The following is a 13,496-nucleotide window of genomic DNA, read 5'->3' as shown; positions in this document are numbered from 1 at the left end:
TAAAAATGGCAGGCCCAGCAGGATTTGAACCTACGAGTGACGGAGTCAAAGTCCGTTGCCTTACCGCTTGGCTATGGGCCTACATTTTATTTATTTTCGCAAGATGGGGCGGCCGAGGGGAATTGAACCCCCGAGTGTCGGCGCCACAAGCCGATGCGTTAACCACTTCGCCACAACCGCCATACTTTGCGCAAGTATTATTATACCAACATTTTTTGTTTTGTAAAGTTTAAAATACGGTAAAAATACGTTTTTTGTAAAGTTTCATATTTTATTTGTTATTATATATCATGAAAGGATGTATTTGCCAGATGAAATGGATAGGAAGAATATTTTATTTTATATTTGTTTTACTCATATTAGGATTTGTTGAAGTTACTTTAATGGGGGTTACAGGAATGATGCGTAGTGAGTATGCAAGTACTCACATAATCGATGCAATGAAGAATAATGAATCATACACAACATTCGAAGGATTAGATCGTTATAATGCAGCACTTGAAACATATTATTCTAAAGACCAAATTAAAACTTCTACTGATCAATTATACTATGATACAACAAATAACACAGAAATTGATGCTAAATACCAAGTAAAACTAGGTATTTACCCATTTATTAGTTTAATTAAAGATCCAAACGTAGATATATATTATGATGGTTTCTATATAGTATTAGAATCATACTCAGAAGATGCTTTATACTATAGTATTGAAGTAACAGCATACAATGTCAATGACCCAGAAAAAACAAAAGTTGTATTAAATGGTAAAGATACAGAAGGTAATGAAGTCAATGCTCCATACCTAAATATCTACACCTCTCCAGACGGTTTTATTTCAAACCAAAGAGTACCTTTAACAACTTATCTATTTAACCCACATTTTTACACAGATGCTCAAAAAACACTAGAAGGTACAAATGAATACCACATTCTAGCAGTTGATCTATATGCACACTTTGATCAAGAAACAGAACCAGCATTTATTTATAGAATCACTGATGGTACAGAAACTTATCAAGGTAGTCCAATGGTACTTGATGAAACATTAAACATTACACCAGAAAGTTATAACTTTTCTAAATTATTAGATGGTATGACACCAACACAAGAAAACAACCCTTATAACTTAGTATTAACATACCATCCAGCAGACTTTAGTCAATTTACTTACTTCTACTTTATAGTTTATGGTATCTATGCACTACTAATCGTTATCATCCCTTATTTCTGGTTCTTCCATAAACGTGTTATGAAAGCAATCAGAAACAAAAAAGATGGTGGTAATAATGATAACACACCACAACAACCACAAATCATGCCAACACATAGACCATTAAAGTCAAATCAACAAATATTTAGTGATACAGAACCAAAGAGCGATAAATAAAATCGCTCTTTTCTTTATTGAATTGTTAATTAAGTTATGTTATACTATCTATTGCGTGAACGGGGGCATGGTGTCAACGGTAGCACACAGGTCTCCAAAACCTTTAGTGTGGGTTCGAATCCTGCTGCCCTCGCCATAAAAATATAAAATAGTTTTCAATACTAATTATAGTTTGAAGACTTTTTATAGTTTGAAGACTTTTTTTTATGAAATTTTTATCTTTAATTATTTAAATTAAAACATATACATTTATCCATAAAAATTTTATAAATAAACTCAAATTTAAAATATAGAATTAAAAGCCTTTTTTTATTTAAAATTATAATTAAAAAATAAATATTTTTATAAACCCCATAACTGCTTTATAACGTGGATAAGTCACCATTTTTTTTACGTCATTTTTACACAAAAATTTTTGTTGAAATTTTATTTACTTTTTATGTATACATTTTTAAAAAAAGATATATAATTATTTATCGAAATATAAAATAAAATTATCGGAGGATTCCTGATTTGAACAGTAACGTGCTTATAGAATTATCCCACGTTGTCAAACAATTTGAAAATGACTTAATCGTAAAAGACTTAAGTTTAAAAATATATGAAAATGAATTTCTAACACTCCTTGGACCATCTGGTTGTGGTAAAACAACAACCCTACGTATGATTGGTGGCTTTGAAAAACCAGATAGTGGAGAAATTATCATTAACGGTAAGATCTTTAATTATTTACCACCTTATGCAAGACCAATTAATACAGTATTTCAAAAATATGCATTATTTCCACATTTAAATGTGTTTGATAATGTGGCATTTGGTTTAAAAAACAGAAATAAAAAGTATTTACTTAAATTCTTTAATGTTGATTCAAATTTAAGTAAAAAAGAACAAAATGAGTTAATCAAATCAGGTATCAATAAAGCTGTTATTGAAGCTTTAAATTTAGTTAAATTAAAAGGCTTTGAAAATAGAAAAATCACTCAAATGAGTGGTGGTCAACAACAAAGAGTTGCACTTGCACGTGCCCTCATTAATAAACCACAAATTTTACTACTTGATGAACCTTTAGCAGCACTTGACTTAAAACTGCGTCAAAACATGCAATACGAACTTAAAGAGATGCAAAAAAAGCTTGGTATTACATTTATCTTCGTTACACACGATCAAGAAGAGGCAATGACTATGTCTGATCGTATTGTTGTAATGAAAGAAGGTGTGATTCAACAACTAGATACACCTAAAAAAGTTTATAACGAACCAGTGAACCGATATGTTGCAACATTTATAGGTGAATCTAATATTATTTCAGGTGTTTATAAGAATAATGGTAATGTAGCATTTTTAAATGTTGATTTTAAATGTGAAAATTATCCATTTAATGATAATGAACCAGTTGATGTTGTCATTCGTCCTGAAGACTTTGATGTTGTTTCACTTGATCAAGCAAAACTAATTGGCACAGTCACATCTTCTATCTTTAAAGGTGTACATAACGAATTAGATGTATTAGTAGGAGACTATAAACTTATGGTCAACACTTACGAAAACTACCAAGTAGGTGACAAAATTGGTTTAAAAATTGATCCTTATGAAATTCACTTAATGAAGGTATCAGATAATGAAGAAACCATTTAGTAAACTTTCTATACCATATATTGTATGGTTAGGTATCTTAGCATTAATTCCAATGCTAGTTATGCTATTTTTATCCGTATCAGTTACAGAAGGTTTAAGTTTAGATAACTACCAATTTAACAATGGCTTTTATCAATCATTTTTTGAATCTTCCATTCAAATTGCATTTTTTAACTCTATACTATATGCAACCCTTGCTACCCTTATATCTATGGTATTAGGTTATATGGTTGCATATAGTGTCTTTCGTTCAAAAATTAAAAATAAATTTTTAGTACTTGCAATCTTTATACTACCTATGTGGTCTAATCTACTACTTAGAACTGAATCTTTAGGTAACTTAATGAATGAACATAATATTATTACAGATATCTTATCTAAAATGCTAAACACTTCTGTAACATTTCCTGTATTTAAAGGTACGGGGGTTGCAGTATTAGTTGGTTTAGTATTAACTTATTTACCATTTATGATTCTACCTATTTATACAGCATTAGAAAAAATAGATTATGCACTTGAAGAAGCTGCACTTGATTTAGGATTAACTGATTTTAAAAAATTTATTAAAGTTATTTTTCCATTATCACTTAAAGGAGTTGCAACAGGTTCTATTTTAGTATTCTTACCTGCAATGAGTGGGTTTGCAATTCCTGAGATTTTAGGATCTGGTAATATTTTATTATTAGGTAATGTGATAGAACAATCCTTCAGATACATGGATTATAATTTAGGTTCATTATTATCAATAATGATATTACTTGTCATCTTTGCTGCTATTTTCTTTGTTTCTAAAGTTGATAAAGAAGGAGAAACTCTATTATGACAAAATACCCTCTAGCAACTTTAGAAGAATACGGATACAAAGATACAAGAAAATTAAAAAAAGTATTACTCATATTAAGAAAAGTATTTGTAAGTATTATTGTTGCATCCCTTTATATTCCAATTGTTATCTTACTACTTCAATCTGTGAACTCAAGCTCTAATATCAATCAATTTGAATCATTTACACTTGATTGGTACTTTAATATGTTTGCTAACAGAAGTCTTAAAAACGCGATATTAAATACCTTATTAACAAGTTTTATCGCAACCCTTTTGGCAACAATTTTTGGTACATTAATGGCTATTGGAATTCATGCACTATCTAAAAAGAAACGTGCTCAAGTTGTTTTATTAAATAATATTCCTATACTGAATGCAGATATTGTATCTGGTATTTCATTAATGTTAATCTTTTCACTACTATTACCAGTATTTCCATATATCTTTGGACCATTTACATTAATACTGGCTCACCTATTCTTTACCATGCCTTATGTTGTCTTAAGTGTTTTACCTAAATTAAAGGAAATGGATCCAAATCTTATGGATGCTGCACTAGATTTAGGCATCAAACCTTATAAGGCACTCATTAAGGTCATTGTACCTGCAATCTTAGCGGGTATATTCTCAGGAATGCTTCTTGCACTTACAATGAGTATTGATGACTTTGTAATTAGTTATTATACGACTGGTAATGGATTTGATAATTTATCTATTTGGATTTATGGTAGTATCGGTAGAAAGAGTTTAACACCTTCAGTATATGCTTTTTCAACACTCCTTACTTTAACTACATTAATCTTATTAACGGTTTACCAAGTCTTTATTAAAAAAGGTAAAAAGAAATGAAGAAAATATTTATTTTAAGTTCACTACTTCTTTCTATATTCATCCTAAATGGTTGTGGGTATAACCAAAAACTATTAATTTTAAATTGGGGTGAGTATATTAATGAGGATTTAGTTTTATTATTTGAAGAAACCTATAATGTTGAGGTCTCAATATCTATTGCAGATAGTAACGAATTATTTTATTCTAAAATCAAATCCGGTACAACTGCATATGACATAGTCTTTCCTGGAGATTATATGATTGAAAAATTAATTAGGGAAGATTTAATACAAAAACTAAATTATGACCTGCTTCCTAATTATGACCCCGAAAACAATCCATATATGACCGGATTAGAAGGTTTAATGGCTACAATGACACTTGGTAGCAAAGACTACTTTGTCCCTTATTTTTGGGGTACATTTGGCCTGATGTATAACAACCGTATTACAGGTTTAAAAGAGGCTTTAGAAACACATGGTTGGAGTGCATATTTTGAACCAAGCTTAAGACCTACAAACCGTGTGGGGATGTATGATGTTGCACAATATGCATATGCAGCAAGTCTACTTTACTTAGGTTTAGATCCAAATGCACTACCAAATACAACGCCTGAAGGCTTTAATAAAACACATCTTAATTTAGCAAAAGAAGCTTTAATTCGTGCAAATTTTTCTGTATTTGCTGATGATGCATTAAAAAAGGATATCCAAGCCAATAACCTAGACTTAGCATTTGTTTGGACTGGAGATTTCCTTGATATGCTTTATGTGGATTTAGATAATGGTCTAAACTACGATGAAAAAACATATGATATTTATATTCCTGAAAATACAATGGCATTTGTAGATGGTATTGTTATTCCAAAAAAATCAAGACATACTGATTTAGCACATAAGTTTATCAACTTCTTCTTAGATCCTGAAAATGCTTATGAAAATGCATCTGTTGTAGGATACTCTACACCTTTATATAATACTTACTTAGAAATTACTACATATGAAGGAAATGATCCTTGGTTAACCAATTGGTCTCGTGCATATTTAGATTATTATCCAGATAGCGAAACCTTTAAAGGTACACCTTATGCAAGCTTTTCAAATCAAGTCATGGCTCAATTAATTTTAATGCTAAATGATGTAAAAACATCTTAAAGAAAACCACTCAAACCAATTTTTGGTTTGAGTGGTTTTTATTAACGCCAGTAGGAATTATAATCTGATTTATCATGCATATTATATTCAATAATTTTACTCAGTAGATCATAATTCATTTCTTGATTCCATTTTACTTTGTAGATAAAGTTTGTATGCAGGTAATTATTTTTTCTAATTTCATCTTTAAATAAATCAATGACTTTATATTCAGGGATTATAGATACATGTGATTTGGCATGTGTAAATGCAATAATAAATGTATCATGGTGCGTAAAGTGTGGTTGGTTCCATGCTATTTTTTTTCCTAACATTGGATACTTATTTTGTACCCATTCTAAAAGATTGATCATGCGTGATCTGATTTCATCATCTTTTATGCTGTCTAAATAGGGTTTAAATGTATCCATAAAATAACCTCCACTTTTAAAAATTATTTATGTTATTATATTTATTAATTTAATTTTTTGCAAGTAATTGGCATATATATCAATAAAACCCAACGAATTTGTTGGGTTTTATCGTATAATACTTTATTTTTTACCGACGTGTTTTTCTAAAAAAGTTAATACAGGTGATGGCTGTGTACGAATTAAAGCCTCACCACCTGCAATCATTGCAGGTAATGTTAAGATACCATATTCTGCTGTAAGCTTATCAAATTCTTCTTGATTGTCTTCTTTATTAATAATTTTAATATCTGATTCATATTTATTATTTAATCCAAACTTTAGAAACATTTTTAATTGTGCACATTGTGTACAATCATTTTTAGTTAATAAGATTACACTCATTTTTTATCACCTTCAAATGAAATAATTTTCTTTTTTTCAAATATAAAATCTGTATCTTTAAGCATTTCACTTTTCATTTTTTGGTAGCCATTACCTTTCATTGAAAAGTTATCCATTGTTTTAGTTTCTGTATTTAATCCATTTAATACCACAGGATTGACATCCTCCGGTTCAAAGTATGGATCAAAGCCTAAATTCATTAATGCTTTATTGGCATTATATCTTACAAAGATTTTAACATCATGTGTTAAATCAACTGCATCATATATAGATTCTACCAGTTCATTTTGTTCATGATATAGTTCTAATAAAAACTCATGTACCCAAGTGGTTAATTCTTCTTGAAGTTCATTTGAAAATGTTTCAAATACTTCTTGAGCAAGACGTCCTACATATAAGCCATGAATGGATTCATCTCTTAAAATTAAGTTAATGATTTCTCCTGCTTGCATAAGCTTTCCTTGACCATAGAAAAATAGTGGATAGTAAAAACCTGAATAAAATAACCATGTTTCTAAATAAACAGAGGCAACCATAGCTTTAAACTGTGCAACATCAAATGCTGTTTGGTCATAATCTTTATTATCTGACATAAATTGTTTGATGTAGTTAAATCTATCAAGCTCTTTATAATAACCTACAATTAGCTGCATAATTTTCTGTAGGTTTTTATGTTTTTCACCCCAAATAAATAACTCATCAATTTCTTGGTTAGACATATAAGTCATAAAGATATTTGAATAACTTTTTGCGTGTACCGCATTTTCCATAGCACCCATAAAGTTTAATACAGCTTTTCTTTGGTGAAAGTGATCATCTAATGATCTAGATACTACAGGCATTCCAATATCACCTTGGTGTGTATCTAAAAACGTTAGGACTAATAAATTTTTAGCATAGGCTTGTTGAATATTTTCCGGTAATATGCTCCATACATTTAAGTCGGGTTGTAGCGAAATGTCTTCAGGACGCCAAAATTGACTCAAATTTTGTTCATAGAATTGTTGTGTATAATCATCTTCTAGTTGATTCCAGTTAGCACCTTCATATAATACTTTTTTAATCGGTTCTAATATTTTTTTATTTTGTTCTACTTTCTTTTTAGCCATTTTATTCTCCTTAGACTGCACAGGATTCACATTCTTCAATCTTTAGTTTTTGAGTTCTTGTGTAATATAGTGTTTTAATTCCTTGGTAGTGTGCATATAAATAATATTTTTGTAGTTCTCTTGTTGTAATATCTGATGTAATACAAAGTTCAAATGAAATACCTTGATCCACATGTTTTTGAGCGGTTGCAATTACATCAATTGTTCTATATGTATCCATACGGTAAGCTGTCTCATACATGAATGATGCTTTATCAAGTGCAGGCATTGGGTAATATGTTTTTGAATTACCATATGTTCTTTCTTCAACAAGTTGTTTAATTGGTGTTAAAGAAGGGGTTGCTGACATGACATAACCAATTGAACCATTTGGTGCAACAGCTAATCGGTGAGAATTATATAAACCATAAGTCATAACATTTTCTTTTAATTCTAACCAGTCATTATCTGTTGGAATATAAATGTTTTTAAATAGTTCTTGAACCTTTTCAGTTTTAGGTAGTATTTGTCCACGTCCATCAAAATAAGAACCATCTGCATATTTTGATTTTTCAAATCTATAGAATTTTTCACCAGTTTCTTTAGCTTTTTCCATAGAATGAACTAAAGAATAATAATTCACAATATTAAAGAATACATCAATTAAGTCTAGGTTTTCATCACTACCAAACATAATATAGTTTTCAGCAATATAACCATGATGACCCATAATACCAAATCCAACCGAACGGTTTAGGCGGTTAGCTTTACTTACTGCTGGTACGTGTTTAATATCTGTTTTAACTGATACAGAGTTCATAATATCCATTGCAGCAAAAACTGTTTCTTTAATAGTGTTATGTTTCATCATATTTCCCATATGACCACTTGCTAAGTTACATGAAATATCCATACCAATTTGGTCATTATTTGCACCATAATCACCGTATTGTGAGGTGATTGTTGGTTGAAGGATTTCTGTACATAGGTTTGAAAATTTTACAGGTAAATCTAGTGGGTTTGCTTTATTGACATTATCTGAAAACATAATGTAAGGATATCCTGATTCTCCTTGAAGTTGAGCAATCATATCAAGTAATTTTCTAGGATTTACTTTACGCTTTCTTACCTTTGGATTATCAGCTAAAATATCATACCATTTATCCATATCAATAGAAATATCTGCAAAATTCATGCCATATTCTTCAAATACTGTATGTGGATAGAATAACCACATATCTTTATTATCTCTTGCAAGTTCCATAAATTTATCAGGAATTACAACACCCATTGATAGTGTTTTAGCACGAATATCATCATCTGCATTTAATTTTTTAGTGGATAAAAAATCTTCAATGTCAGAGTGGAATATATTTAGGTAAACCGCTCCAGCACCAGTTCTTTGACCCATTTGGTCAGCGTATCTAAAGTTGTTATCAAGTAGTTTTACTACCCCTACAACACCTTTAGAAACGTTAGGTATTCCTTTGATCGTTTCACCTTTAGCACGCAAGTTTGTAAGATTAATACTAACCCCACCACCAACTTTAGATAGTTGCATACTAAATTCTGAGATTCTTGAAATGTCATTTAAAGAATCTCCGGCTTCTAATAAGAAACATGAAACAAACTCACCACGTTTACTTTTACCAGTATTAAGGAGTGTTGGTGTTGCTGGTGTAAAGTCTTGGCTAATTAAAGATCTTATTAATCTTTTCGCCATTTCAAAATCACCATCTGCATGATATAGAGCATTCACAGCTAATCTATCTTCATAGCGTTCTAAAAAGTTTTTGCCACTGCGATCTTTTAGTGCATAATCATTATAGAACTTAAATGCTCCCATGTAGGTTGGGAATCTAAATTTTGCTGCATAAGCAATATCATAAATTGTATGTATTTGCTCCATTGTATATTTTTCTAAAAATTCTTTTTCGTAATAGTCATTTTCAACTAAAAACTCTAACTTTTCTTCTAATGAGTGGAAAAACTGAGTGCGTTTGTTGACTTCATTTAAAAAGTAACTTTTAGCTGCAGCTTTATCTTTTGTTATATCTTTCAAATCACCATTTTCATCAGTAATTTGATTATTTAAGATTATCCATTCAGGAATAATATCTCTTTTTTGATCCATTCACTTATACCTTTTTTCCTTCTTCTTGTTTTATGAGCCAGTCCATGACCCTTTGTCTATCAGATTTGAATCCAGAACCTTCAAATTTTAAAATTAACGGAATGTTGTAGTAAGCTTCAATACTATCTCCAGCTTTTCCATAGTTTTCGCCCCAGTTTTTATTTCCTGAGACTGCAACACCAATAACTTTATCTTTATATTGATCTAAAAAGTCTTTGGTTGTTTGTGGAATTTTACCAAAATTAATACTTCTGGTAACTAAAAATAGTTCACCTTCAGGTGTGCCTTCATAAAGCTTAACGTGAATGGCAGGAAAGCCAAGATTTTGGGCAAACCTTTTAGTTTGGCCCGTTAAACTATCATAGATAATTGTCATTTACAAGTAACTCCCTTATGAATCAGGAATGATTACAAGCTCCTGATGTTGATTTGTTTTCTTTAAGTCGATGATGCGCTGGTTTGAACTACCACGCCATAATAAATTAAAGTTTTTTAAGTATTCTATATATGGTCCATCAATTAATATATCTGCTTCTTTTAATATTTTTTTTGTATATGGACAATCCTTCTTACTTAATACCTCATATGTACTACCACTATATATATTTACATTTAAACCATCTTCATGTGCCATTTTAATGAGTTCTAATACGGCTTCTGGTTGTAGGAAGGGTTCTCCACCACTAATGGTTAAACCGTGTAGTAGTGGATTTTTCTTCCATTTTTTTCTAACTTCATCAAGTTCAATTAAGTAACCACCATTCAAATCATGTGTTGATGGATTATGACATCCAGGACATCTTAAGTTGCATCCTTGTGTAAAGACTACAAATCTTAATCCAAATCCATCAACAATAGAATCACTAATAAAGTCATTAACTCTTAGTTTAAGAGTGGAAGTGTTTGACACGTTCTTCAACTTCCTTCTTTTTAGCATTATTAAATCTATCTAATGTACCAACTAAATATCCTGTAATTCTTCTGATTCTATCAAATGGTTGTTCTGCTGTTTCTTTACGTCCACATTTTGGACATTCATTATTAATAATTCCAACGTATTTACATACTGGATCAAAATCTACTGGGTGATTAATAGAACCGTATCCAATACCTTTTTTAGCCATGTATTTAATGATTGATTCAAAGGCTGGTATATTTTTAGCTGGATCTCCATCTAGTTCTATATAAGATATATGACCACCATTGGTTAATGCATGATATGGTGCTTCAACATCTATTTTATGAAATGCTTCTGTTGGATAATATACTGGAACATGGAATGAGTTTGTATAAAACTCATGATCAGTTACACCCTCAATGGAACCAAACTTTTTACGGTCCATTGCTACAAAACGTCCAGATAATCCTTCAGCCGGTGTTGCAATAAGCGAGAAGTTTAATTTATATTTATCTGCTTTTTGATCCATTTTGTTTCTCATATAAGAAACAATTTTTAATCCTAATTCTTGAGATTTCTCATCTTCTCCATGGTGTTTTCCAGTTAATACTTTAAGTGTTTCTGCAAGTCCTATAAATCCTACTGCAAGAGAACCATGCTTGATTACATTTTCAATTGTGTCATTTGGATTTAGTTTGTCACTATCTATCCAAACACCTTGACCCATTAAGAATGGGAAGTTATAAACATATAGATTTTTTTGTATATCAAATCTTTCAAGTAATTGTTCTATTACAAGTTCTAATGCATCATCTAATGATTTAAAGAATTCTTGTTCATTTTTACTTGTAAGTGCAAGTCTTGGTAGATTAATAGATGTAAAACTTAAATTACCTCTACCAGTTACAATTTCACTTGTAGGATCATATACATTTGACATGACCCTTGTTCTACATCCCATATAAGCTATTTCTGTATTTGGGTTACCTTCTTTATAAAATGATTTATTAAAAGGTGCATCTAAGAATGAAAAGTTAGGGAATAATCTTTTCGCTGATGTAACCATAGCAAGTTTGAATAAATCATAGTTAGGGTCAGTTTCATTAAAGTTTATACCTTCTTTTACCTTAAAGATTTGAATAGGGAAAATTGGTGTTTCTCCACTACCTAAACCTGCAATGGTTGCTTCTAGTATAGATTTAATAACTAACCTACCTTCATGGGATGTATCTGTACCATAATTTATAGATGAAAATGGTACTTGAGCACCCGCACGAGAGTGCATTGTATTTAGATTATGCACTAAACTTTCCATTGCCTGGTAAGTATCTCTAACTGTTTCTTTTTCGGCTTCTTTTTGAGCAAAATTAAAGACTTTATCTTTTAAGCTTACATCACTGATGTAAGATAGAAGAATGGCTTTAATTTCTTCATTTTTAAGTTGTGGTGTGACACCATGTTTGTTTTTTATTTCTTCTAATAATTCTTTTGCGTTTAATTGGATTCCATAAACATCTAACACTTTTTGAAGATTATTTCTAAAGTGTCTAACATATGTTTTTTTAACACCCACTGCCATATCATAATCAAATTTAGCAACCGATTGTCCACCGTGTTGGTCATTTTGATTAGACTGGATAGCAATACATGCTAATGCTGCATATGTTTTGATATCTTGAGGTTCTCTTAGGCTACCGTGACCTGTTTGAAAACCACCTTCAAATAACTTAGTTAAATCAATTTGACAACATGTAAGAGTTAGTGTTAAGAAATCAAGATCGTGAATGTGAATTAATCCTTCATCATGTGCTTTAGAGTGTTTAGGGTTTAAAACAAACATTCTATTAAACTCTTTGGCACCTTCACTACCGTATTTAAGCATTGCACCCATTGGTGTATCACCATTGACGTTTGCATTTTCTCTTTTCAAATCACTTTCAGTAGATTTTGAAAATGCAATGTCATGATATGTATGCATCAGTCTTGTATTTTTATCACGAACTTTATTACGTTCTTCTCTATAAATAATATAAGCTTTTGCAACATCTGCATACTTAAGTTCAATTAATGTGCGTTCAACTTCATCTTGAATGTCTTCAACCGTTGGAATGCGACTTTTAAACTTAGAATCTACATTTTTTAATACACCTGTAGTTACATTATCTGCTAGTTTTGCATCCTTATTTACCGCCATGAATGCCTTAGTAACCGCATCACTAATCTTTTCTGGATTAAATCTTACGATTCTTCCATCTCTTTTTTTGATCTTTTCTATCATGGTAATTATCCCTCTTTCACATATTGTTTAGAATCACTAATCACCATCAAAGCATAGTACGCCATTAAGAAAAAAATCTAAAATAACTTTAAAGGCATATAGTCTGATGATTGAGTATTAACATTTTATATAAAGCTCAAGCGATTTGCAACTCTAAGAAATGTGTAAATGCTTACACGATTTTTCATAGAAATTTCATGTTGATTTTTGAGTTTAAATGTGTATGTGTAAATGTATGAAAATCAATTTTTCTTACATTATAATTTTATAAATTTATTGATAATTAGTTCACTTGATTTTAAAGCCATTTACACATTTTATTTATAATTTATTTATAAATATTACTTCCTTTTGTTTTCATTCATATTTTAAAATTAATCCTATATTATTTATATATGTTCTATAATTAAGAGTCTTATTTTTATAATTAACAAAATAAGTCATATATTTTTATTTGATTCAATTTAT

At 30.2% G+C, this 13,496-nt stretch carries 12 protein-coding genes and 3 tRNA genes; 6 read left to right on the top strand and 9 right to left on the bottom strand.

Annotation, left to right across the window (positions count from 1 at the left end):
* Positions 1–6 precede the first annotated feature (6 nt).
* A tRNA-Gln gene (locus G324_RS0106285) sits at positions 7–81 on the bottom strand.
* Between the two features lie 23 nt (positions 82–104).
* Positions 105–180 (bottom strand) — tRNA-His (locus tag G324_RS0106280).
* A gap of 131 nt (positions 181–311) precedes the next feature.
* Here G324_RS0106280 and G324_RS0106275 point away from each other — a divergent pair.
* The 6 genes from G324_RS0106275 to G324_RS0106250 all read left to right on the top strand — a co-directional run bounded on the left by G324_RS0106275 (position 312) and on the right by G324_RS0106250 (position 5,836).
* Positions 312–1,391, top strand: a complete 1,080-nt coding sequence (locus G324_RS0106275; RefSeq protein WP_025725535.1) for a hypothetical protein — start codon at positions 312–314, stop codon at positions 1,389–1,391.
* Between the two features lie 61 nt (positions 1,392–1,452).
* Positions 1,453–1,527 (top strand) — tRNA-Trp (locus tag G324_RS0106270).
* Positions 1,528–1,904: 377 nt separating this feature from the next.
* On the top strand, positions 1,905–3,026 hold the full coding sequence (locus tag G324_RS0106265; protein ID WP_025725534.1) for an ABC transporter ATP-binding protein: 1,122 nt from the start codon (positions 1,905–1,907) through the stop codon (positions 3,024–3,026).
* Complete coding sequence (locus G324_RS0106260; RefSeq protein WP_162146962.1) at positions 3,010–3,849, top strand: ABC transporter permease; 840 nt, start codon at positions 3,010–3,012, stop codon at positions 3,847–3,849. Before G324_RS0106265 ends, G324_RS0106260 begins: the two co-directional genes overlap by 17 nt.
* The gene (locus G324_RS0106255; protein WP_162146961.1) at positions 3,846–4,700 is read left to right on the top strand and encodes an ABC transporter permease; all 855 of its coding nucleotides are present in this window, start codon (positions 3,846–3,848) and stop codon (positions 4,698–4,700) included. Before G324_RS0106260 ends, G324_RS0106255 begins: the two co-directional genes overlap by 4 nt.
* A complete protein-coding gene (locus G324_RS0106250; protein ID WP_025725531.1) occupies positions 4,697–5,836 on the top strand; it encodes an ABC transporter substrate-binding protein in 1,140 nt (379 codons plus the stop codon). Before G324_RS0106255 ends, G324_RS0106250 begins: the two co-directional genes overlap by 4 nt.
* A 41-nt stretch (positions 5,837–5,877) precedes the next feature.
* Here G324_RS0106250 and G324_RS0106245 read toward each other — a convergent pair whose 3' ends face one another.
* From G324_RS0106245 to G324_RS0106210, 7 genes are all read right to left on the bottom strand, one after another.
* Entirely contained in the window at positions 5,878–6,246 is a 369-nt protein-coding gene (locus G324_RS0106245) for an iron chaperone (protein ID WP_025725530.1), read from the bottom strand.
* Positions 6,247–6,369: 123 nt separating this feature from the next.
* The gene (locus G324_RS0106240; protein ID WP_025725529.1) at positions 6,370–6,630 is read right to left on the bottom strand and encodes a glutaredoxin family protein; all 261 of its coding nucleotides are present in this window, start codon (positions 6,628–6,630) and stop codon (positions 6,370–6,372) included.
* The gene (gene nrdF / locus G324_RS0106235; RefSeq protein WP_162146960.1) at positions 6,627–7,739 is read right to left on the bottom strand and encodes a class 1b ribonucleoside-diphosphate reductase subunit beta; all 1,113 of its coding nucleotides are present in this window, start codon (positions 7,737–7,739) and stop codon (positions 6,627–6,629) included. The genes G324_RS0106240 and nrdF overlap by 4 nt, the downstream gene beginning before the upstream one ends.
* 10 nt (positions 7,740–7,749) lie before the next feature.
* Positions 7,750–9,852 carry a class 1b ribonucleoside-diphosphate reductase subunit alpha gene (nrdE, locus tag G324_RS07455; protein WP_035357607.1) on the bottom strand — a complete coding sequence of 701 codons (2,103 nt, stop codon included), beginning with the start codon at positions 9,850–9,852 and terminating at the stop codon, positions 7,750–7,752.
* Positions 9,853–9,856: 4 nt separating this feature from the next.
* Positions 9,857–10,228 (bottom strand): class Ib ribonucleoside-diphosphate reductase assembly flavoprotein NrdI, encoded by a 372-nt coding sequence (gene nrdI, locus G324_RS08115; protein WP_025725527.1) that lies wholly within the window; start codon positions 10,226–10,228, stop codon positions 9,857–9,859.
* Positions 10,229–10,243: 15 nt separating this feature from the next.
* Positions 10,244–10,762 (bottom strand): 4Fe-4S single cluster domain-containing protein, encoded by a 519-nt coding sequence (locus tag G324_RS0106215; protein ID WP_025725526.1) that lies wholly within the window; start codon positions 10,760–10,762, stop codon positions 10,244–10,246.
* A complete protein-coding gene (locus G324_RS0106210; protein ID WP_025725525.1) occupies positions 10,740–13,028 on the bottom strand; it encodes an anaerobic ribonucleoside triphosphate reductase in 2,289 nt (762 codons plus the stop codon). The genes G324_RS0106215 and G324_RS0106210 overlap by 23 nt, the downstream gene beginning before the upstream one ends.
* Positions 13,029–13,496: the final 468 nt, after the last annotated feature.

Source organism: Acholeplasma granularum ATCC 19168 (assembly GCF_000526235.1).
Classification (GTDB): domain Bacteria; phylum Bacillota_I; class Bacilli_A; order Acholeplasmatales; family Acholeplasmataceae; genus Acholeplasma; species Acholeplasma granularum.
This window is presented reverse-complemented; position numbering and strand designations above follow the sequence as displayed.